At 61.4% G+C, this 21,958-nt stretch carries 14 protein-coding genes and 3 pseudogenes; 10 read left to right on the forward strand and 7 right to left on the reverse strand.

The window, feature by feature from the left end; genetic code table 11:
* The first annotated feature begins 248 nt into the window (after positions 1-248).
* From PQQ52_RS19935 to PQQ52_RS19955, 5 genes are all read left to right on the forward strand, one after another.
* Entirely contained in the window at positions 249-4,412 is a 4,164-nt protein-coding gene (locus PQQ52_RS19935; protein WP_408214813.1) for a CheR family methyltransferase, read from the forward strand.
* A 465-nt stretch (positions 4,413-4,877) separates the two neighbouring features.
* Positions 4,878-5,174, forward strand: a complete 297-nt coding sequence (locus tag PQQ52_RS19940; RefSeq protein ID WP_408214816.1) for a hypothetical protein — start codon at positions 4,878-4,880, stop codon at positions 5,172-5,174.
* Between the two features lie 95 nt (positions 5,175-5,269).
* Complete coding sequence (locus tag PQQ52_RS19945) at positions 5,270-5,785, forward strand: hypothetical protein (protein ID WP_408214818.1); 516 nt, start codon at positions 5,270-5,272, stop codon at positions 5,783-5,785.
* Positions 5,786-5,823: 38 nt separating this feature from the next.
* Positions 5,824-6,726, forward strand: a complete 903-nt coding sequence (locus PQQ52_RS19950) for an SDR family oxidoreductase (protein ID WP_408214821.1) — start codon at positions 5,824-5,826, stop codon at positions 6,724-6,726.
* 83 nt (positions 6,727-6,809) lie between these two features.
* On the forward strand, positions 6,810-8,060 hold the full coding sequence (locus PQQ52_RS19955; RefSeq protein ID WP_408214823.1) for a phosphatidylserine decarboxylase family protein: 1,251 nt from the start codon (positions 6,810-6,812) through the stop codon (positions 8,058-8,060).
* A 111-nt stretch (positions 8,061-8,171) separates the two neighbouring features.
* Here the strand turns inward: PQQ52_RS19955 and PQQ52_RS19960 are convergent, their stop codons facing one another.
* Together PQQ52_RS19960 and PQQ52_RS19965 are read right to left on the reverse strand one after the other, a co-directional pair.
* Positions 8,172-8,678 (reverse strand): DUF421 domain-containing protein, encoded by a 507-nt coding sequence (locus PQQ52_RS19960; RefSeq protein ID WP_408214826.1) that lies wholly within the window; start codon positions 8,676-8,678, stop codon positions 8,172-8,174.
* 251 nt (positions 8,679-8,929) lie between these two features.
* Complete coding sequence (locus PQQ52_RS19965) at positions 8,930-9,523, reverse strand: ParB-like protein (protein WP_408214829.1); 594 nt, start codon at positions 9,521-9,523, stop codon at positions 8,930-8,932.
* 269 nt (positions 9,524-9,792) lie between these two features.
* Between PQQ52_RS19965 and PQQ52_RS19970 the strand changes: the two genes are divergently transcribed.
* The 3 genes and pseudogenes from PQQ52_RS19970 to PQQ52_RS19980 all read left to right on the forward strand — a co-directional run.
* Positions 9,793-10,287 (forward strand): YciE/YciF ferroxidase family protein, encoded by a 495-nt coding sequence (locus PQQ52_RS19970; protein WP_408214832.1) that lies wholly within the window; start codon positions 9,793-9,795, stop codon positions 10,285-10,287.
* A gap of 402 nt (positions 10,288-10,689) precedes the next feature.
* Positions 10,690-11,111, forward strand: a pseudogene (locus PQQ52_RS19975) (Hsp20/alpha crystallin family protein).
* A 24-nt stretch (positions 11,112-11,135) separates the two neighbouring features.
* Positions 11,136-11,315, forward strand: a pseudogene (locus PQQ52_RS19980) (Hsp20/alpha crystallin family protein); the annotation flags it as partial.
* Between the two features lie 184 nt (positions 11,316-11,499).
* Here the strand turns inward: PQQ52_RS19980 and PQQ52_RS19985 are convergent.
* From PQQ52_RS19985 to imuA, 5 genes and pseudogenes are all read right to left on the reverse strand, one after another.
* Positions 11,500-11,898 (reverse strand): helix-turn-helix domain-containing protein, encoded by a 399-nt coding sequence (locus PQQ52_RS19985; RefSeq protein ID WP_408214927.1) that lies wholly within the window; start codon positions 11,896-11,898, stop codon positions 11,500-11,502.
* A 101-nt stretch (positions 11,899-11,999) separates the two neighbouring features.
* Positions 12,000-12,985 (reverse strand): annotated as a pseudogene (locus PQQ52_RS19990) (SOS response-associated peptidase family protein).
* A 46-nt stretch (positions 12,986-13,031) separates the two neighbouring features.
* Positions 13,032-16,175 carry an error-prone DNA polymerase gene (locus PQQ52_RS19995; RefSeq protein ID WP_408214835.1) on the reverse strand — a complete coding sequence of 1,048 codons (3,144 nt, stop codon included), beginning with the start codon at positions 16,173-16,175 and terminating at the stop codon, positions 13,032-13,034.
* A 6-nt stretch (positions 16,176-16,181) separates the two neighbouring features.
* Complete coding sequence (locus tag PQQ52_RS20000) at positions 16,182-17,651, reverse strand: Y-family DNA polymerase (protein ID WP_408214837.1); 1,470 nt, start codon at positions 17,649-17,651, stop codon at positions 16,182-16,184.
* The gene (gene imuA / locus PQQ52_RS20005; RefSeq protein WP_408214839.1) at positions 17,572-18,288 is read right to left on the reverse strand and encodes a translesion DNA synthesis-associated protein ImuA; all 717 of its coding nucleotides are present in this window, start codon (positions 18,286-18,288) and stop codon (positions 17,572-17,574) included. Before imuA ends, PQQ52_RS20000 begins: the two co-directional genes overlap by 80 nt.
* Before the next feature lie 272 nt (positions 18,289-18,560).
* Between imuA and PQQ52_RS20010 the strand changes: the two genes are divergently transcribed.
* Both PQQ52_RS20010 and PQQ52_RS20015 read left to right on the forward strand, forming a co-directional pair.
* A complete protein-coding gene (locus PQQ52_RS20010) occupies positions 18,561-20,864 on the forward strand; it encodes a bifunctional diguanylate cyclase/phosphodiesterase (RefSeq protein ID WP_408214841.1) in 2,304 nt (767 codons plus the stop codon).
* Between the two features lie 6 nt (positions 20,865-20,870).
* The gene (locus PQQ52_RS20015; protein WP_408214843.1) at positions 20,871-21,908 is read left to right on the forward strand and encodes a helix-turn-helix transcriptional regulator; all 1,038 of its coding nucleotides are present in this window, start codon (positions 20,871-20,873) and stop codon (positions 21,906-21,908) included.
* The last annotated feature ends 50 nt before the right edge of the window (positions 21,909-21,958 follow it).

The raw sequence follows: 21,958 nt of genomic DNA on the forward strand, positions 1-21,958 counted from the left end.
TTTGTCGGCTCATCAAGAAAATGGGCGCGACGGCTCATGCATTTCTGCATCCGCATACAATCCCACTTATTACCGACTGCGTCTGGCGCGGCAAAAATTCCGGCAACCCTTGCGTACTTGCACCTGATCACTGTGTCCAGGCGCGGCTTCTGCTTTCCTGTCCATGCAGGCCGGTGTACGCTGGACGATCCATGCCGTCGTCTCACGGCAAACCGGGCCCGTTATCCCCGGACTCTTCATAGCTGCCCATGACCACTACAACATCCTCAGACCCTGGCTCCGGACAATCCGGCGCTACGGCTACGCCCGCCGCTTCACTGGCGTTTCCGGTGGTAGGCATCGGCGCTTCCGCGGGCGGCATCCAGGCGCTTCTTCGTCTCTTCGAGCAGATGCCCGCAGACAGTGGCATGGCATTCGTCATTGTGTTGCATCTTTCCCCGAAGTACGAAAGTCGTGCTGATCAGGTGCTGCAGCGCGTAACTTCAATGCCCGTCATGCAGGTTCGCGAGCCGACGCACATCGAAAAAAACAGCGTCTATCTGATCTCCCCATCGAATGACCTGTCCATGTTTGATGGCTATCTCCGGGTGACGCCGGCGGAGCGCCCGTCGGGCAGGCCGGTGGCCATCGACCGGTTCTTTCGAAGCCTTGCGAACGCACATGGCGCTCGCGCCATAAGCGTAATCCTCTCCGGCACGGGCAGTGATGGGACCGCCGGGATCGGCCGGATCAAGGAGTGTGGCGGCGTCACGCTGGCTCAGAGTCCGGACGACGCCGAGTACGGCGAGATGCCACAAAACGCCATTGCCACCGGGCTGATAGACATGTCGCTGCCGGTCGTCGATCTTCCGCAAAAACTGATCGAACTGTGGAGCAATGCACAGGTGATCCAGCTACCGGCGGTTGAAGGGGCGCCGCCCGTCGCTGCGGTCCCGCCGAGTGAAAACGCTGTCGCGACAGCCGAAAATGCGTTACAGGAGATCCTCAAGGCACTGCGGATTCACAGCGGGCATGACTTCCGTCACTACAAGCGCGCAACGGTGTTGCGGCGCATCGAACGACGCCTGCAGGTCAATGCGCTTCCCGATCTGCCTTCGTACCTCCTTTTTCTGGAACGAAATCCCGACGAAAACAAGGCGTTGCTACGGGACATGCTGATTGGCGTCACGAATTTTTTCCGCGATCGTGAAGCATTCGAAGCGCTGGAGCGGGAGGTCGTACCCAGGATCTTTGAAGCCAGAAACGAAGAAGAACAGGTTCGCGCCTGGGTTGCCGGGTGCTCGACGGGCGAAGAGGCCTATTCGCTCGCCATGCTGTTGTGCGAACGGCTGGCCGAAGAGAACCATCAGTCCGGCATTCAGGTATTCGCCACCGACATTGACGAACGCGCCATCGAGTCAGCGCGATCCGGCCGCTATCTCGAGTCCATCCTGACCGATGTGCCGCCCGCCCGGCTGCGGCAGTTTTTCGCTCACACCCGAGGGTTTTACGTTGTCAGCAAGGCGCTCAGGGAAAAGGTCCTCTTTGCTGCGCACAACATCCTGCGTGACCCGCCATTTTCCCAGCTTGACCTCGTGACATGCCGCAACCTGCTCATCTATCTTGACCGCGATGTTCAGCGGCAGGTCCTGCAGACTTTCCATTTCGCCTTGCGCCCTGGCGGATACCTTTTCCTTGGGAGCTCCGAGTCAGCGGAGATAGCGCAGGACCTGTTTGCGCCCGTCGACAAGAAGAACCGCATTTACCGCGCGAAACCTGCCACGCACCGAACGCGAGTGACACCCCGACTAACGTCAGCGGGGAAGATGCCGCACACATCCTACGCCGACGTCGCGCGGCCGTTACCTAGGCCGGCAAGCTTTTCGTTTGCGCCGTTGCATCAGCGGGTGATCGAACATTTCTCCCCGCCAAGCATTCTCGTCGACCGGGACGCTGAGATCCTGCACATGTCCGAACACGTCGGGCGCTTTCTGCGTTACGTCGGCGGCGAGCCATCGCACAATCTGCTCACCGTCGTGAATCCTGATCTGCGCCTCGAGCTGAGAACCGCGCTCTATCAGGCGCTACAGCATGGCAATAGTGTCGAGGTCAAACGGGTCCGGTTCTCGCGGGGCGACACCGTGTCCTATGTCAGTCTCTCTGTCCATCCATTCCACGACGAGGCAGCCGGCGGCGATGTGGTCGCCATCTTCTTCGACGAATTTCACGAATCCGAGATGGTGGGCTCACCCGATCCGGCTCGCAACCCTGGTGAGGACCGGGTCGTATCCCACCTCGAAGCCGAGCTGATCCGAACGAAAGAACTTCTGCAATCCAACGTCGAACAGTCGAATCTGTCGACCCAGGAACTGAAAGCATCGAACGAGGAATTGCAGGCAATCAACGAGGAAATGCGCTCGGCAACGGAAGAGCTCGAAACCAGCAAGGAAGAGCTACAGTCGATCAATGAGGAACTGGTCACCGTGAACGCCGAGCTTCAGACGAAGGTCGAAGACGAAGCGAGGGCAAACGACGACCTTCAGAATCTTATTGTGTCGAGTGGCATCGCGACGATCTTCGTGGATCGGGCCATGCGGATCAAGCGCTTTACCGCGCCTGCAGTGAATATCTTCAGCCTGATCGAGACTGATATTGGCCGGCCATTGCTGGACCTCCGGCATCGCCTGAACTATCCGGAACTGGCACAGGATGCGGCCGCTGCGTTCGAGACACTCAAGCTGACGGAACGGGAAGTCAGCACAAACGATGGAGAGTGGTTCATTGCGCGACTGCTGCCGTACCGGACACTCGATGACCGCATTGAGGGCGCGGTGCTGACCCTGATCGATGTTAGCGCGCGGCGCCACGCGGAAGACGCGGCGCGAGCCAGCGAAGAGCGATTGAAGTTCGCCGCGCTCACGACAAACGATTACGCGATCATCGTGCAGGACCTGGACGGCGTGATAATGAGCTGGAACAGAGGGGCGCAGAGCGTGTTCGGCTATGAGGAAGCGGAAGCGATCGGAAAGCCGATTGATCTGATCTTTGCGGAGGCGGACCGGGAACAGGGCGTGCCACTGGCTGAGAGACAGAAGGCCAGAAGTGCGGGCCGTGCCGAGGATGAACGGTGGCATGTGCGCAAGGATGGCAGGCGAATCTACTGCAGTGGCGTCACCACCGCGATCGATACAGACGGCTTCAGGGGCTACGCCAAAATCGCGCGGGATCTGACGGACCGGAAGAGTGCGGAAAGTCGCCAGGCCAATCAGCTCGAACTGGAACGGCGGGTTCGGGCACGCGCCGTCTCGGCGAACCGGCAAAAGGACGAATTCTTTGCGGTGCTGTCGCATGAACTCAAGAACCCGCTGAACCTCATACACGTGAAGGCGGAGATGCTGACGCGCGCACCGGAACTTCGGGCGATCCCGCTGGTTCGGGACGCAACCGATGTGATTCTCCGGGCGGTGGTTGGCCAGGCAAAAATCATTGACGATCTGCTTGACCTGTCCCGGGCGCGAACCGGCAAACTCGCGCTGCATCTGGTATCCGTCGACGTTTCGGCAATCGTGCGCACGGTGGTCGACGCTAGCGCGTCTGACGCGGCTGCCAGCGGCGTTACCGTATCCGTTTCAGGCATGGACAGCCCTGTTCAGATACAGGCTGACCCGGTCCGTCTGGAACAGATCTTCTGGAACATCATCCGCAATGCGCTGAAGTTCACTCCGGCGGGCGGCCGGGTAGACGTGACTCTTTTGCCTGAAGACGGATTCGTGTGTGTGCAGGTTGAAGATACAGGACAGGGAATCGCACCTGATTTTCTTCCCCGCGTCTTTGATATGTTCAGCCAGGGCCGTACCGGTCCCGCCCGGGAACACAGCGGCCTGGGCATCGGGCTTTCGCTGGTGAAGCAACTGGTGGAAATGCACGGCGGGCAGATCCACGCGCATTCCGATGGCGTCGGGCGGGGCGCGACGTTCTCCGTGAGACTGCCCGAAATCGCCACCTCGTTGCCTGCGGAACATGCCCACATTGAGGTTGATGGGAGCGTCCTGAAGGATTTGCGAGTGCTGCTTGTTGACGATTCTGCCGACGCACTGAACGCCTTCCGAACGCTGCTGGAAATGGAAGGCGCGAAAGTGCGTGCCGAACTCAGCGGGAAGGCGGCGCTCGCCGCAGCAGCCGAAGCCCCATTTGATCTGATCCTGTCCGATATCGGCATGCCGGGAATGAGCGGCTATGAACTCATTGCGGAACTCCGGAAGCTATCCCAGACGGCGACCATACCAGCAATCGCTTTAACCGGATTTGGACGCGAAAAAGATGTGACGGAAGCACTGCAAGCCGGCTTCGACGCACACGTTGGCAAACCGGTATCGCTGGCCGCCTTGCTTGCGGCGATCGGGCAATCGCGTTTGGTTCGCGGCGACACCTAGAGTCGCTCGAGCCATCTGCAACATCATACGGTCCTTCGTCGGTGGTTTCGGGATTGCCGCTTTGTGGACGTCTCCGCCTGACGGCGCCCGGCGGAACGACCCGTTTGGGGCGTCGATATTTTTTTCAAAAATAGCAAAACTTTTTTACAGAACGCGGCGCCTGCAGTCCGATGCTGGCGCAGTAGTTTCACCTATCGGGACCGTCCTGCCTGGCAGAAGCCGCAACCGGCGGGCGCGGGAACGCAAGTGGCTTCGTTAGCCGCGGTGTATATGTAGAATGGCCCGTCATTTGCTCTGATGAAGATCGTTGTTTGATCGCCGAAGGGTTAGTGGCCTTGGCGCTGGTCCATGACGGCCTCTGCCCGACTGCAGAAACAAAGCCCTGCGAACTTGACCGAGGAAGAGCATTTAGCGAACACGGTCGGATGATTCCATGGTTGGTTTTTCAAATCGCAATAGGCCGGTATGGAGGTGATCATGAAATGCGGGTACCTTGGGTGGAACATTGATGCAACCCCGGAATTCTCCTGTGGGAAATTCTTCGCACGCGCGCGACTGGTGCGCGTGTCCGCAGACGAGGATGTAGACGGCGAAATGCACATCGAGCGCAATCTTTCGTGGTTCGATACTGAGGAAGAGGCGATCGAGGTTGCGCAACAATGGGCGTTTATGTGGATATGCGATCGCAACGGTAGCTTCGCTGGCAGTCAGTTCCAACCGCCGACGAACCTAACGGGCATTTCGGCCCAAACGCCAGCCTGATGAAGCGCAGGGTAAGTCATGTCGCAGAAAGTTACTCGTGTAGCCTATGATCTGTCGGGTTCGAATTAGTCCAGACGCCTGTACACATCAGCGTGATGAGCCGCCCATCAAACACCCGGCCCATTATGCTGGGCGCCCGCGACATCGCTGATAGGCGAACGACAGTTAATCTTTTATTCGACATTCGCTCGCTCGACAAAATCGTCAAGCGTGCCATGGTTATCCCGCGTCGCCGTCCTCCGGCTTACTGCTCGGTTACGCGCGGAAAACGCGCTCGGGCAGCCGTGGAATCAGCGTTCGGTTTGGCGTGGAATACGCAGGCGCAAAAGACAGATGACGACCGGACGCGCTCACGGGCCCGCCGGATGAGGAAAGGCTGGGATGTGGAACGTCCGTTGTTCATCGTTGCCACCTGGGCATTCATGGCGATTCATGAACTGCGGTTTGGATTCCGCATGGCTACTGTACCCATCGTCATGGACGGGTATGGTCCAGCCAGGCTGGCCGGTCAATTGCGGCCCGGGTGCCCCGTCGCAACGTCTGTGTGTAATGCCGACATCGGCGAGGAATGCGAATTGCGAATGCTCCTATTTTCCGCCTGCCCGCTGTAGTCCAGCGGCGGCGATGAGTCCTTAACCGGAGAGGGAAAATGGGCAAAACCTTCGATCAGTTCACGATGCAGGATCCGACGACACAGTATCCGCAGCCGGAATTCGAAAAGCAGCCGCAGCCGGCGCCTGGCCTCGCCAGAGACATGAAGCCGAAGCCGGACCATGGAGAAACAAGCTACAAGGGTTTTGGCCGGTTGGCCGGGCGTCGGGCGCTCATCACCGGCGCTGACAGCGGCATCGGCCGGGCCGTGGCGATCGCTTTTGCAAGGGAAGGCGCGGATCTCGTCCTCAACTACCTACCCAGTGAAGAAGCGGACGCGCAGGAAGTTTTGCAACTGGCGACGAAGGAGGGCCGTAAGGTCCTTGCCATTCCGGGTGATGTCGGAAATGAAGAATTTTGCAAAAGTCTCGTTGATCAAACTGTCGGGGGGCTTGGCGGGATAGATATTCTGGTCAACGTGGCTGGCAAACAGCACGCGGTTGAGAACATCGCAGACCTCACTACCGAGCAGTTCGAGGCGACCTTCCGTACCAACGTCTTCGCGATGTTCTGGCTGTGTAAGGCGGCGCTGCCGCATATGCCGCCTGGCGCCACGATCATCAATACGAGTTCCATCCAGAGTTACCAGCCCAGCCCGATTCTGCTCGACTACGCGTCGACGAAGGCCGCAATCACCGCGTTTACGCACGGGCTCGCCAAACAGGTTGCCGGAAAAGGCATCCGCGTCAACGCTGTTGCGCCCGGGCCCGTATGGACGCCGTTGCAGCCCAGCGGGGGGCAGCCGCAGGAGAAAGTCATGCGCTTCGGAGCCGAGGTTCCAATGAAGCGTCCCGGTCAGCCCGCGGAACTCGCGCCGATCTATGTGCTGCTCGCATCGCAGGAATCCAGCTTTGTGACCGGCGAGATTTACGGTGTCACGGGCGGGAACCATCTGCCTTGAGCTGCTTCCGATAGCGAACACGAGACGGCCTTGGACGCCCCTCGCCAATTCTTTGCGTTGCGCAACACACGGGAGAACAGGTGATGGCAACCGGATCAGACACGATGATCGACGAACGACGGCGGCTGGGGGGCTGGCTACCCTCCAGAGAGGCGGCGCTCGCCACATTCAGAAAGAATCTCGCCGCGCGTGCCCGCGAGCGCGCCGGCGGGGCGCCGCGGGCGAGCGTTGTCCAGGAACTCGCGGCGCTTGTCAATGACGATCCTGTGCTTCGCATGGATCTCGCGCGGGCCATTGATGACGCGTCGTCCGCCGGCTATGAGCTCGGCTATTCAACGATCGACGAGTTGATGCTGTTAGTCGACTATGTGATGACGTATGCGCCGCCGTTCAGCGAGTCCAGCCTCATCATCTGTCCATTGAACGCGTTGCTCGACTGGCCGATGTGTATGCCCTCCGGATATTCGCTCTTCCGGGACCCTGCGTTCAACGCCCAACTGAAGCGCGTGCTGGGCGTCTGGTGTGGATTCCTGAGCGGCCCTTATTCGCGTAGTCACCTGAATACTGCATCGCCCGACGGATGGTTCTGCCCCGAAGCAGTCAAGAAAATTGGCATGCCGGATTTCGAGTGTGATCCGCAACAGCCATTTTGGGGCTTCGCGTCGTGGAATGACTTTTTTACGCGCCGGTTTCTGCCCGACGCACGACCGGTCGCTTCTCCGGCTGACGACAAGACTATCATCAGCGCCTGCGAGGCGTCGCCCTATAACGTCCAGCAGGACGTCAGACTTCACGATCGCTTCTGGATCAAATCGCAACCGTACTCATTGCAGGACATGTTCACGGCGTGTCAACGCGATCTCGCGCAACGGTTCGTGGGGGGCTCGGTCTATCAGGCGTTTCTCAGTGCCTACAACTATCATCGCTGGCATGCGCCCGTCAGCGGCACCATATCAAAGGCATATCACATCGATGGCACCTACTACTCCGATGCGGAGTCGGAAGGTATCGACCCGGGCGGATTGAACGATTCGCAGGGCTACATCACCGCCATTGCCACGCGCGCGGTGATTGTCATCGACTGCGATGACCCAAAGGTCGGCCAGGTCGGCTGCGTATTTGTCGGGATGGCAGAGGTTTCATCATGCGTAATCGAGGCGTTGCCAGGGCAGCGCGTCAGGAAGGGTGAAGAAATTGGCTATTTCCAGTTTGGCGGCTCGACCTGCTGTCTGGTTTTCGAACCGGGCGTGATCAAAAGCTTCGTAGCACAAGCTCCATTTCGCGATGGGACGCCACCGCTCAAGCTCAACACTCACGTCGCGATGGCGCGATAGGGCGACGGCCCGGCGCGAACCGGTGGGGCTTGCGGTTCGACGCTAACATCCCGCAAGGAAGCGCCGACAAAGCCTGCGCATCACTGTAGACACCTTCCTTCGCGCTGGGCGTCACCGCCGACGCTCTGGGTCGGACTTGCGAATCAGGCTGACTTCCCCATTGCGCTCGAGAATAGCGGCGTGGACATCATCGAGGTCTAAAGAATGAAGCTCCTGTCGTGCTGTTTCCAGTACGTCCGCCCGCGTGATGAGCGCTGCAGACATCTGATCGTCGTTGAAATGCCCATCGCGGTAGACCTCTCTCTCGACACCGACCACCAGCGATTCCAACGACCGCGACCGGACGCATACCCATCCAAGCGCGCGATGCATCAGCACGATGACCAGCGATGCCACGAGCGTTGGAATCGCAGGTGACGCACCCACGATAAGGCGGCTGAGTGTCGCGCCGAGCAAAATGGCCACAACGTAGTCGAATGGCGAACGCTGGCCGAAGGAACGTCGGCCCGATATCCGGATGAGAATAAGCGTCGCAACGAACGCGACCGCAGCGCGCATGGCCATCTGCAGGGAATCGAGTTCCTTTCCCTCGCCGAACAATGCAACGATAATGTCCATTTTTCGCCTCCTGTACAGGTTTAGCCCAGCAAGGCCACGGCCTTCATGCCCATCCGTACGTGTTGCTCGAGTCGCCCGTACGTCCCTATGCAAAAGGATTGCGCGGGCACGAGGCGGGGTCCGACGCGGTTGCGAAATTCGTGCTCGTCGCGGAAATGCCAGAAGTTCTATCGTCCGCCAGCATCGATACAGTGCGGGAAATGGATGCAGTACGACGCGTACGCGAGGAAGGGCGGTTAATGCCACGTCTGTTACTTCGCGGGTCCGACGTAGCCTGGTAGTCCCATTGCCACAGCGCTCCTTGCCAGCTTGACTGCTTTTTTTACGAGCGACGCAAACTCGGCATCGCTGGAGGGACACGGAAGAGTGTTCCGGAACAGATCCGCCCATCGAAACTCTTCCAGAGGCACCGTCGTTTTCTCGTACCCGCCTGCGTCGCGCACGGCTGCTGCGAGGCTTCGATATTCGTCGTCGGCGAGGTCCCAGATGTGTCTGGGCATCATTGTGAAGGACACCCGCCGGCCGCGAACATCATACGGATAGGTCCAGCGCTGGTTTTCCAGGGCCAGCCAGAACTCGCCCGATGTCGATGACGACAGGTCTTCCACCAAAACAATCGGGACGGCCTGTATGTCGGCGCGCCAGAGCGCCGTCGCGACATGATGATGGTCGATGGCGAATGGTGTGCCGCCCGGCCCGTATACCACTGGCACCGGCTTTTCAGCGATAGCCATGTCCAGGGCGTGGCCCGAAAGCGATTTGTACACTGCGGTCTTCTGACGTATTTCGCGCAGGCCGTGAGTCATCTGCGTGGGACGAAGGGCGTCGATTTTTACGGTCTTCATAGCTCCTCCAGGTTACGCACAAGCCGGTCAAGAAAAAGAATTGCGCTTCGCACCGGCGGCGCCGACCACGTGCCGCCCATTTGACGACACCACAGAAACGTAGAAGCATGCACTGTGCCGTTCCCGACCGGGGCCTGGTCCGGTGGCAGGCGGCGCCCTTGGGGGAGACGCATGTTGACGGCCGACACGGGCACGCTGTTTGCGCGCTTCGCCGTCAGGTCACTCCCCCGTGGAGGGCCACTTCGAAAACCCGACTCGATGGAGCAGCCATGACTACGAAGACGCTGAAGGATCTGTTCATTCATTCGCTGTCCGACATTTACAGTGCCGAAAAGCAGATGACGAAATCCCTCCCCAGGATGGCACGGGCGTCGACCTCTTCAGGTCTCAGATCGGCATTCGAGCAGCACCTGGAGGAAACGCAAGGCCAGATCGAAAGAATCGACCAGATTGTCGGGACCATGGGAATCAAGCTCAAGCGCATCAAGTGCGTTGCCATGGAGGGGCTGGTCGAGGAAGGCCAGGAGCAGATTGACGAAATTGAAAAGGGCCCCGTCCTCGATACCGCGCTCATCGCTGCTGCCCAGAAGGTGGAGCACTACGAAATCGCATCGTATGGCTCGTTGATTGCTCTCGCGAACCAGTTGGGCGAAACAGCTGCTGTCAAACTTCTGGGCGATACGTTGAAGGAAGAAAAGGCGACCGATGAAAAGCTTTCCCTGCTTGCAGAAGAGAAAGTGGCGGCGGAAGCACTGGGTAAGTAGTTTGATCGTGAAATGGCCAGCGGCCTGCCAATGCCGCTGGCACCGACGGAGCCGCCGCGGTCTATCCTGAAGGCGATAACGCCCGCTTCAGTGAGAACTTCGCGCGCGGCCTTCCACCCATCGCGCTCGCACGCATAACTGTCTGGAATCAAAGTCTAAAATACGCGTAATCCGGACACGCATGCATCGGGAGAATAGGGTCCGGCAGCCGGTTTTCAACACTGCAATTTCACCGTTCCCCGTGGAATTTCTGCTGTCGTGCCTATCGTGGATTTCGCTCGGGCAGACGCGCTGGCGGTATCAGCCGGGGCTGCGTGTTCCGATTTGTTTGCCAGCAGCTGGCAGGCAGACTGGAGCGCGTAGGCCCGTCCGCCTCCGTGCAGGATCAAGGAGGATACGACCGTGAGTGAACGCTATTCCGGAACCGACCTGTTCAGCGAATTCGACCGTCTGCAGCAGCAGATGGCGAGCCTGTTCGGCGGCTTCCCGTCCAGCATCCGCGCCGGCCGCCCCGGCGCCTCCTCGCAGGTCAACATTGGTATGACCGACGACTCGATCGAGATCATCGCGTTTGCGCGCAGCGCTGTAGAACTCGATGTGTCGATCGACAAGGGTCTGCTGACGATCAGCGGCGAGCGCAAGCCTGCGCAGGTCGGCGGCTGTGACGAGACCCGCACCTATGCGCAGGAGCGCTTTGCCGGCGCGTCATCGAACTGCCGCAGAATGCCGACCCGGTCAAGGTGCAGGCGCGCTATACCAACGGCTGCCTGCCGATTACCGTCGGCAAGCGCGAAGCGTCGAAGCCGCGGGCCACCGTCCAGTAGCGCCAGAAATTCGAGGAGCAAGCCGTGAACGACAGGATCCAGGTTGCCGAACGCGACGCGCAACGGGTAGCACGGCGCGAGGGCGAACAGCCGGCACGACGGGTGACGCTGACACCGGCGGTCGGCATTTTTGAGGACAGCCGGGGTATCGCGCTGTGGGCGGACCTACCGGGCGTCACAAAGGACAAACTCGACGTTAAGGTGTCTCTCGAACCTCAACCTGACCTTGCGCTCTGCATAACGCAGCGATACACACAACGTGTTCAGCTCATCAATGTGCCGCTGCAGGTCGTCGTAAATATCGAACTTCTGCACCTCGGAATAGAGGTCGCTGCAATCGCGGTACTCGCGCATGCAGTCGATCAGCGCGGCAAACTCTTCATCGGCCTCACGACTCATCTCGAACCCTGGTATGGACAGATCCATGCTGTGGGCTTCGGCAAGCTGCGCGAGCTGCTTGCCAGTCTGCACCGGCAGCGCCTTGAGCGTGACGTGCTCGCGCTCGAACTTCTCTTTTGCAGTCTGCATTTCCTCGGCCGTTGGGATGGAAAAACGGCTTGTTCAAGGCGTCGATATCTTCGAACCCGAAGGCGCGTGCGATCGCCCGACGCGTGTCGAAACCGGATGTATCGCCCCCTTCGACACGCTGGATTGTCCGCACGCTCAAGCCGGATAGGTCAGCAAGCTGCTCCTGCGACCATTGCCGGGTTTCGCGAAAGAACTTGACCACTACAGCGAGTTCGCCTTCGGTCAGCAGGCGCGGCTGGGTTTGTTCGGTGGTCGGCATCGTGATCTCCAGAAAGTAGACGGGATAATGATGCGACGACGCCTGCAACGACGACACGACAGCGACCCGACATCCGGCCGACAGATCGGCTCGAGAAAAACTCAGGCCGCCATTCGATGTTCGAAGTAAGGACGATGGCGGTCATCGAGAATCGCGTACTGTGCCGCGAGATTGTGTGGATCGGGATTGAGCCACGCGTCAATATGCTCCGGCTTGATGGGGATGATGCAGCGATCGTGGCCGGCTGCGGCAACTTCAGGGGGCGGCTCATCAGTGATGGCGGCGAAGGAGAGCAGATCAGGCTCGCCAGGGCTTTGCCAGTGCGACCACAGGCAGGCGACGAGCATGTCCTGAGCGGGCTGCGGCTTGAACTCCAGGACCACGTTTTCCTCCAGTTCGCCTTCAGCGAGCTCGCGCCCTTCAAGGCGATGTCGCTTCACGTTTTCATAGAACGCATTCGCGACGATAAGTCCGTGCGAATACGCAAAAACTCCCTTCCAGAAGCCTTCAAGGTTGTCAAACCTGGCATTGTATAGTCCGGGATATTTCTTGTCGTAGAACGCAGGCTTGCCAGCCGGGCGACAGTGGTATCGCATGGGCTTGATGACACGCTTGCCGTTTTCCATGATCATGAGCGGAGCATAGTTGCCGGGGAAGATTCGCGAATCTCGGTCTTTCAGTTTGGTGCGCCGGAGATCGTCGAGCCCGCGCAGCGCCGACTCGATCTTGCTGGTCGCGATCCGTTTGCTCTCGGTGGCCGCCTTCGTCGTCTTGCTTTGCAGGCCGCCTTCGTCGTCTTGCTTTGCAGGGCGCGTTCCGCGTCGGCGAGCCGCGCGCGCTGCATGAACAGGTCCTGCTCCAGCCTGGTTGCCTGCTTGCCGTTGAACCGGTCGATCGCCTCCCTGATCCGACGTTCCTCGTCCGTTTGCGGAGCCGAGAACGCGGCGTCCATCGCCTTCGGAATCCTGATGTTGCTGCCCTCGGCGCGTTCCCAGTACAGCTGCGCGAACTCCCGGATGCTCATGTGCGCGCCAAACATCCTGACGTACTTGCGGTAGTCCGCCTGGATCTGGGCTGAATAGCACATGGTGGCTCTCCGTGAAGGAAGGTGCGCCAATATGGTACGCCGGTTCCTAGTGAAAATTTCGCGTCGACGTGACGAGAGAGCCGAGCAGCGGGGACACGTCGACCAGTCGGTGCGCGACGAGGTGGCGCACTTCACCCTCACGCTGCCAGACGCCGTGCACGGCAAGCAGTGACGAGCCGAGCGCTTCGCGTCGCTGCTTTTCGAGCAGGGACGGCCAGATGATGACGTTGACCTGGCCGGTCTCGTCTTCCAGTGTGACGAACATCACACCCTTGGCCGTGCCCGGCCGCTGCCGGACCGTCACGATGCCGCAGGCATGTGCGAGCTGCCCGTTCCGGAATCCGGCCAGCGTCGACGCCGGCAGCAGGCGCTGGGCAAGCAGGCGAGGGCGCAGCAGTTCCAGCGGGTGCCGGCCGAGTGTCAGACCGAGAGTCCGGTAATCGCTTGCGATCTGCTGGCCTTCCGTCATCGGCGCGAGGACCGGCGTCGCGTCGTCATCAGTCGCGCCGCGCAGGAGATCCCGGTCAGGTACCGCTGCGACGGCCTGCCAGAGTGCCGCACGCCGGTCGCCGGCGAGCGAGCGTAACGCGTCGGCCGCCGCGAGCGCCTGCAGGTCCTTGCGATCGAGTTGCGCGCGTCGTGCCAGCTCGGAGACATCGGCAAAGGGCCGAACAGCCCGCGCGAGCTCGATGCGCGCAGCGGCTTCCTCCTTCAGCCCGCGTACCAGCGACATGCCGAGGCGCACCGGCGCGCGAGTCGATCTGCCCTCGACTGCCGAGTCCCAGTTGCTCAGCGTCACGTCGACCGGCAGTACCTTCACGCCGTGGCGCTTCGCATCCTGCACGAGCTGTGAGGGTGAATAGAAACCCATTGGCTGGCTGTTGAGCATGGCCACCAGGAACGCGACCGGTTCATGGTGCTTCAGCCATGCACTCGCGTAGACCAGCAGCGCGAAGCTCGCCGCGTGACTCTCCGGAAAGCCGTATTCGCCGAAGCCCTGGATCTGCGCAAAGATCGCTTCGGCAAACTCGCGGTCGTAGCCGCGCTCGAGCATCCCGTTCACGATGCGGTCGTAGTAGGCTTCGAGTCCACCCTTGCGACGCCATGCGGCCATCGCGCGACGCAGCTGGTCGGCCTCGCCGGCAGTGAATCCGGCTGCGAGCATCGCGACCTGCATCACCTGCTCCTGAAAGATCGGCACCCCGAGCGTGCGCGAGAGCGCCTGCTCCATCTGCGGACTTGGATAGGTGACGGGCTCCAGCCCCTGCCGCCGGCGCAGATAGGGATGCACCATGCCGCCCTGCACCGGGCCCGGGCGTACGATCGCCACCTCGATCACGAGATCGTAAAAGCAGCGCGGCTGCAGGCGGGGCAGCATGCTCATCTGCGCGCGCGATTCGATCTGGAATACGCCGACCGTATCGGCGCGACAGATCATCCCGTAGGTGTCGGGATCTTCGGCAGGAATGTCCTGCAGCTCGAACGGCTCGCCACGCTTTTCTGAAATGATGTCGAGTGCGCGACGGATGGCTGACAGCATGCCGAGTGCGAGCACGTCGATCTTCAACAGGCCAAGCGCCTCGATATCGTCCTTGTCCCACTGGATGATCGAGCGGTCGGCCATCGCGGCGTTCTCGATTGGCACCAGCCTCGACAGCTTGCCGCGGCTGATGACGAAGCCGCCGCTGTGCTGCGACAGATGTCGTGGAAAGCCCACCAGCAGCGCCGCAAAATTTGCCCACTGCATGATCAGCGGAGCCCCGGCGTCGAGGCCCGCCTCGGCGAAGCGGTTGAGCAGATCGCCGCTCGAATCGAACCACTGATGGGCCTTCGCGACGCGATCAACGATTGCCGGATCCACGCCGAGTGCCTTGCCCGATTCGCGCAGCGCGCTGCGTGGGCGGTACGTCGTCACGGCGGCCGTCAGCGCCGCGCGATCGCGCCCGTACTTGCGATAGATGTACTGCACGACTTCCTCGCGGCGCTGGTGCTCGAAATCGACGTCGATGTCAGGCGGCTCACCTCGCTCTTTCGAGATGAACCGCTCGAACAGCATCGACGAGCGCGCAGGATCCACCTCGGTCACGCCAAGAGCAAAGCACACGGCCGAGTTGGCCGCCGAACCGCGCCCCTGGCACAGGATGCCTTCGCTGCGCGCGAACCGGACGATGTCGTAGACCGTCAGAAAGTACGGCTCGTAGCGCAGATCCCCGATCAGCGCGAGCTCGTGCTCGATCTGCTGCTGTACCTGATGCGGGATGCCCGCTGGCCAGCGGCGATGTGCGCCGATGTAGGTCTCCTGTCTCAGGTAGCTGGTCGGCGTATGGCCGGGCGGTACCAGCTCGTCGGGATATTCATAACGCAGCTCGTCGAGCGAAAACGTGCACAGGCGAGCGATTCGCAGCGTCTCTTCGAGCGTGCGCTGCGAATACAGGTTGGCGAGCCGCAGACGCGATCGCAGGTGCTGCTCAGCGTTGGGCGCGAGATCATAGCCGCATCCGGCGACCGGTCTGCCGACCCGGATCGCCGTCAGCACGTCCTGCAGTGGTTTGCGCGAACGCACGTGCATGACGGGCGCGCCGGTCGCGACGACGGGAACGCCGTGACGCGCCGCGACGTGTTCGACAGTGCCACGGTGAATATCGTCCATTGCACGCGCGTGCAATGTCAGTGCGACCCATGCGCGATCGCCGAAGGTCTGGACGAACCACTCGACCTGCGTATCCAGCCTGTCTTCATCGGCGGGGTAGTCCGGTGACAGGATCGCGACGCACCCGGGCAGTCCCCGCAGGTGTCCAAAGGGCTTCTCCGGGTGCGCGAGATCCAGCGGCGCGAGCCGGTAACTGCCCTTGTGTGCGCGCATGCGGCCGAGCGTGATCAGCTCGGAGAGGTTGCCGTAGCCTTCACGGGTCATCGCCAGTGCGGTGAATGACAGGGCTGGCGAGCCGTCGGCGTTGGTCAGGTGGAAGTGCGACCCGACGATGAAAGGCAGCCCGGCCTTCTTCGCCTCGACGTGCGCGCGCACGACGCCGGCCAGCGAGCATTCATCCGTGACGGCCAGCGCGGCATACCCGAGCTGTGCGGCGCGAGCGGCGAGATCCTCGGCGTGCGATGCGCCGTGCAGAAAGGAAAAGTTGGACGCGCACTGAAGCTCCGCATAGTCGGGCAGTGCGCCGTAGGTCGGCGCCATGGGCGATCACCCGAACAGGCCATGCAGGAACCAGCGCGGCTCGCGTTCCTCGACGGCGCTTACGCGCTCCCGGAAGACCCAGTAGTGCAGCGCATCGTCGGACTCCGCGACAAAATAGTCTCGCGTCACCGGATACCCATCCTGCCAGCCGACCTCGATCCGCTCGCCCGGCGAGACCATGCGCAGCGGCGTGCCGTAGAACGGGCGGTGGCTGCGCATGATGAGCTGCACCGGGTTGTCGAGAAGCCAGGTGGGTCGCGGAAGACCTGGCGGCGGCAACATGGGCCTGACGGTCTCGCCGATGGGAAGCCAGCGTGCGGCGACTTCCGGGCGGTGGTCGGCAACCGGAGCCGCCTTGAGCACGTTCTGCGCGCCGAGCCGGGCGACGAGCAGCTCCATCAGGCGCGCGTGATCCTGCGGCGAGCCGCCGGGCTCCGGAAACAGCGATTCGCTCGGCGCATCCGCTTCGCGGACGTCCTTCGCATCGAGGCGAACGGCAATGACCGGCGCGGCCAGTTCGACGCGGCCCAGCCGTTCTTTCAGCAGGCGCACGAGGTGTTCCTCGCGTGACGTCGGTTCGCCAAGCGCGATTTCGATTGCCGTCGGCGGCACCGCCGCGCGGCCGCGTTCATGCTCGAGCTCAAGTACAAACCGCGCGATCGCCAACTGTCGCGCCGACAGCCAACCGGTCATCTGCAGGATCAGCCGCCGCGCCGCGAACAGCACGGCTTCCGCATGCTCGATCCGGTCGGGCAGCTCGAGTCGCGCGCTGAAGGCGGGGGGCAACTCCAGCCATTCGTACACTTCGGGCGCCGCGCCCGTCGCGCGATCGAGCGCATCCAGCAGCGCCGTGCCGCAGCGCTTCCTGAGGCCTGCGCGGGGCAGTCGCCGAACGTCATCGACCGTTTCGCATCCCAGTCCGTCGAACCATTCGGCGTAGGGGCGCGCAGGCGGCAGGGCAGGTAAGGGCACGCGACGCAGCGTACGGTCGACGGAGCGCAACGTGAGCGCGATGCCAGCCGATGACCGGGCGAAGAGCCACGCGGCCTGCCCCGTCGGGGCAACGGCAAGTGTCGCGGTCACGCCGAACGCGGTCACCGTTTCACCCGCCCGCCGGCGCAGTGGCCGAATGCCGCCGAAGAGGCGCAGGCTCGCCGAGACGTCGGCCAGCACGACCGATTCCTCCGCCAGCACCACGTGGGGGGTGAACTGCAGGAGGGCGAACGCCACGCCACGAACAAGCTCCGCTTCACGGGTGAGATCACGTTCCCGGATGACCGCGTCGGGGACGAGCGTCAACACGCCACCGCGGCGCATGCCGGGCACGATCCCGGCCGAGTGCGCCGCGCGGTCGAGCGCGACAACGCGGTCCTTCTCCAGCACGACAAACCCGGCCTCATTGCGTGGCATCGACCAGCGCGGGAGAAACGACTCGAGGGCGAGGTGCGGCAGATGTACGCCGATCCAGAGTTGCATATCGGCTCAACAGGGCAGGTGAAGGTACGAGAGGAACGAAAACGGGTTCGTCGCGCTGCGGTCCGCGGCGTTTGACGAACGTCACTTCAATACCGCCCCTGGCCGCACGTAGCGCAAGCCGCAGCGGCGCCGGCGACGTCGACTGGGCGGCCGCGAGCGGGCGAAACAGGAACAGCAGGGTGTCCGAGGTCTGCGCGGCCAGATGCAGGCGCCTCAGCGCTTCCTGCCGGACTTCGGCCTGCCAGAAGAGCAGGGCGCCGCGACTGCCGGCACGCAGGATCTGCTCGGCGCCCCACAGCGCATCAGCCGTGCGTGGTGCGCGTAGCACACAGGCCTGTCCTGCGGGAACGCCCAGCCACGCCAGTCCGGCGGGTTGTAGCCGATGCGGCGGCTGCAGCAGGAGCAGGGGGCGGGATCCGACGGTCGCCAGTGCGGGCTGTAGCAGACGCAGTTCCCCGCTGCCCGGCTGCGCTGTGAGCAGTTCGGTGAGCGCGCCCGCGGGCCAGCCACCGCCCGGCAGTTCGGCGGCCAGCGCGGCGTGGCCGCACGACACCACCCGATCGAAGCCGGTGGCCAGTTGCGAGGCGCGCCATAAACCAGGGTGGATTTCTTCGGGGTGACGCGGCAAGGCGCTCATGGGGCAAGAACACTGTATGGATATACAGTTTCTAGTGTAGCGCTTATCTCCAAAAAATGTAAAAGGAGGTGCTCCGGGGGCATGGTCGGTTGCCGGCGAGCCGTTCCTGGCGGGCGCAAGACTATCTTTCGCGACCTGGGAGGGAGCCCAGCGGTGACAGACGTGCGCGGCCGGAAGCGCTTGCCATCACGCTAAGGGGTTCGTACCATGCCTGCATTCGTCATATGGATCGCGATGGCGGTGACTTGGTCCAGCAACGAGGAGGCGCCGCCATGGCGGATGCAAAAAGCGGGCAGATCAGAAGGGGACTCAGGGATTGGATGCTGATACGGCCAGCGCGGTCTGTGGTCTGGATCCCGGTGGGGGCCGTCGCACTTGTCATCGCGATTTGGATTGCTGCCATCGTCCGCATCCAGACGGAGGGCAGGGAGGCGCGGGAAACCGCTGCAGCCGCCACCGCCGAACTGGCGTCGTCGTTTTCCGCGCACATCGCCAAGACCGTGCATGATGCCGATGTCGTCGTGCGCTGGGTCAAGTACGAGTACGAGCATTCTCCGGCCACCTTCAACGTAGCCGCGTACGAACGACAGGGCCTGATTGCGGCCGACACTGCACTGCAAGTCACGATCGTTGGTGCAAATGGCGAGGTGCTGCAAACGACCACACCGGACGCACAACCGGTGAATCTGGCCGACCGGCCGCACTTTATCGCCCATAAAACTAATCCGGATGTTGGCCTCTACATCAGTCAGCCGGTCCTTGGCCGCGTGTCCCACCATTGGACCTTGCAATTCACGCGCCGTCTGAACAACCCCGACGGCTCGTTCGCAGGCGTCGTTGTGGTGTCGGAAGATCCCAACTATCTGACGAACGGGTTTTATAACCTCGACTCCCTTGGCGCTGGCGGCATGCTTGCAGTCACGTCAGACAGTGGCTATCTACTCTCCCGTCTGGCAGGCGGGGAACCCGCTTCACCCACGGGGCCGCCTGCATCGGCTTATCGCGAAATGCTGAATGCCAAGGGTGGGGTGTTCGTTGACCCCGTGGATCAGGTGCATCGCTTCGTGACGTATCGACATTTGACGCAATATCCGGTGGCAGTCCTGGTCGGTCTGGCGGAAAGCAACGCGCTGGCCGGCTATACGCATGCAAGGACGTTGTACATCCTGATGTCCAGTGTCATTACCGTCGTGCTGCTTCTGGCCACCGGGCTGATCACGAAGATGATGGGCGAGCTGCTGGCCGGCAGGGAAGAGATGCGTCACCTCGCGGAAGGAATGCAGACTCTCGCCGAAACCGACCCGTTGACCAGCTTGCCGAATCGCTACCTGTTGACCGAAACCGTGCGGCGGCAGATCGAACGCGACAGTCCGATCGACAGACTGGCGCTGCTTTTTATTGATCTCGACAACTTCAAGCGCATCAACGACGCACTTGGTCACGAAACGGGCGACGAGCTCCTCCAGAATGTGGCGCGACGACTGGCTAAAGTGGCTGGGAAGGAGCGCCTGCTCGCCCGGGTTGGCGGCGATGAATTCGTGCTGGTCGTCGACGGCATGGGCGCATCAGTCAGGGCTCGGAACCTGGCTCAGTCGATCATTGACGCGTTCGAGCTGGCCTTCGGCCTGCGCGGTAACAGTTATGTCATTCGCGTGAGCATCGGCATCGCCGTCTACACGGATGGCGCCGACGCGGAATATGACCTCCTGAGGCAAGCCGATCTGGCAATGTACGCGGCGAAGGGTGAGGGCAAACCCGCAAATATGAGCAAGTGTCGAGTCTACACACCCGACCTGTCGACGCGTGCGATGCGGGATATCGAACGTCAACAGGAATTGCAATACGCCATCCTGAACGGCGAATTCTTCCTCGAATATCAGCCGATCGTTTCCTTGGGTACGGGGGAGATCCGCGGCGTTGAAGCCCTGGCGCGCTGGCGACATCCTGAAAAGGGCACTGTCATGCCGGCGGACTTTATCCCATTCGCAGAGAGCACGGGATTCATCGTGCCAATAGGCGAACTGGTGCTCGAGCAGGCCTGCGCTCAATTCAGCGAATGGCAGGAGAGCGACCCGCGACCGCTCTACCTGTCGGTGAACGTGTCCGCCGCGCAGCTGGTCCACGGAAACTTGATTCGTGTCGTGAATCGTTGCCTCAACCAGTACATGATCGACCCGCATCGGTTGCAGCTGGAGATTACTGAGACCGCCGTACTTGAAGATTCCGCAGCCGTTACGAGGCGGCTGAAAGAGCTACGGCTTTCTGGCGTCAGGGTCGTGCTCGACGACTTCGGCACGGGCTACTCGTCGCTCTTGCAGATCACGAATCTTGCAATTGACGGCGTGAAAATCGACGGCAGTTTCACGCGTGGTGTCCCCGGCGACAAGGCGTCTCTCGCGACCTTTAACAGCATTGCTACGCTTACGCGCGAACTGGGCATCTCCTTAACCGTGGAGGGCGTGGAAACGGAGCAGCAGGCCAGCTGGCTGCGTCGCCTCGGGGACATCGAAGTCCAGGGATTCTATTTCTCACGGCCTGTCGCGCCCGCCGATTTGCGCGTTGGAAAAGCGGCGTAGCGCAACATGCAAAAACCCGTCGTCGACCGCACCGTCGATTTTTCAAGACAGATCCTGTTTGAGGCTGACGTCCAGATTGCGCGCGACCGTGTTGTATTGCGACTGTGGCGGAATTCGGATGCCCTCTGTGTGTTGGAGCGGCGGCTTGTCAGAAGCGATGCTGTTGTATGGACCCAGATTCTTTCGCTCGAGGATGATGACGCGCTAGCCGAGTTCGCCTCGGCCGATCCGTACGGCGATCACCTGCGCGCGCAGTATCAATCTGTCGATCGTGAGCGGCGTGAACAAATCCACCACCAGACTGGCCGGAAAGCACGGAATCGTCCCGTCGCCCCAGTCGAAGAAATTGGTCTAATCGATGCGTGCTCAAACGAAGCTGAACTGATGACGATCGCGGGTGGCGTCGTTAGCCAGCTAGGCGGGGAGTCATACGTCTATCACTGGTTACGGGTGGACGAGAAGACAGGGACGGTCGACGAATACCGCAGCCTGGTTGGTTGTCATCCGGCGTGGTTGCACAAATACATCAGTCGCCTGTGGTACAGGCGCGATCCATTCCTTGATTATGCAAAAAGAAATGCGGCGCCGACGGTTGGTTCCCGCATCGACCTCGCCAACGATGACGATTCCTTGATAAGCCATGCGGTCGAATACGGTTTTCGCAGCAGCTTGGTATGTCCGGCGCATAGCCGTTCAAATGCGTGGGTCGGCGTGCTTCAGGTAAGCAATGAGCAGATGCGGCCGAAGGGTGAGGATGCGCTTTGGAAGCATCGCGTGCTTTTGAGAGCACTTGCCCTGGCGCTACTCGATTGGCATCTCGCAACTCTGCGCCACGAGGCGACAAACCTCTTCAATCTGGATCAACGGGAGCTTGCTGCATTGCGTATGGTTCGCGCTGGCCGCACCGCGCTCAATGTCGCGGATAGTCTCGGTGTTTCGGAAAGAACGGCGTACGCAATCTTCAGGAAGATCAACGAGAAACTGGGTGCGCCTCATATCACCAAGGCTGCCGAGACCGCTGCTGCGAGCGGGTTGATCGAATAGAGAAGGCGCGTAATTTCTCATAACAACCAATCATCGTAACAAACAAGTGA

Source organism: Paraburkholderia sediminicola (assembly GCF_046030555.1).
Classification (GTDB): domain Bacteria; phylum Pseudomonadota; class Gammaproteobacteria; order Burkholderiales; family Burkholderiaceae; genus Paraburkholderia; species Paraburkholderia sediminicola_E.

Coding starts and splice junctions, on each gene's coding strand:
- PQQ52_RS19960 (WP_408214826.1), bottom strand. CDS start 8,678: ATGGACATTATCGTTGCATTGTTCGGCGAGGGAAAGGAACTCGATTCC.
- PQQ52_RS20000 (WP_408214837.1), bottom strand. CDS start 17,651: ATGCAACTCTGGATCGGCGTACATCTGCCGCACCTCGCCCTCGAGTCG.
- PQQ52_RS20015 (WP_408214843.1), top strand. CDS start 20,871: ATGCAAAAACCCGTCGTCGACCGCACCGTCGATTTTTCAAGACAGATC.
- PQQ52_RS19985 (WP_408214927.1), bottom strand. CDS start 11,898: ATGCCGACCACCGAACAAACCCAGCCGCGCCTGCTGACCGAAGGCGAA.
- PQQ52_RS19995 (WP_408214835.1), bottom strand. CDS start 16,175: ATGGCGCCGACCTACGGCGCACTGCCCGACTATGCGGAGCTTCAGTGC.
- PQQ52_RS19955 (WP_408214823.1), top strand. CDS start 6,810: ATGGCAACCGGATCAGACACGATGATCGACGAACGACGGCGGCTGGGG.
- PQQ52_RS19965 (WP_408214829.1), bottom strand. CDS start 9,523: ATGAAGACCGTAAAAATCGACGCCCTTCGTCCCACGCAGATGACTCAC.
- PQQ52_RS19945 (WP_408214818.1), top strand. CDS start 5,270: ATGAGCCGCCCATCAAACACCCGGCCCATTATGCTGGGCGCCCGCGAC.
- imuA (WP_408214839.1), bottom strand. CDS start 18,288: ATGAGCGCCTTGCCGCGTCACCCCGAAGAAATCCACCCTGGTTTATGG.
- PQQ52_RS19935 (WP_408214813.1), top strand. CDS start 249: ATGACCACTACAACATCCTCAGACCCTGGCTCCGGACAATCCGGCGCT.
- PQQ52_RS19970 (WP_408214832.1), top strand. CDS start 9,793: ATGACTACGAAGACGCTGAAGGATCTGTTCATTCATTCGCTGTCCGAC.
- PQQ52_RS20010 (WP_408214841.1), top strand. CDS start 18,561: ATGGCGGATGCAAAAAGCGGGCAGATCAGAAGGGGACTCAGGGATTGG.
- PQQ52_RS19950 (WP_408214821.1), top strand. CDS start 5,824: ATGGGCAAAACCTTCGATCAGTTCACGATGCAGGATCCGACGACACAG.
- PQQ52_RS19940 (WP_408214816.1), top strand. CDS start 4,878: ATGGAGGTGATCATGAAATGCGGGTACCTTGGGTGGAACATTGATGCA.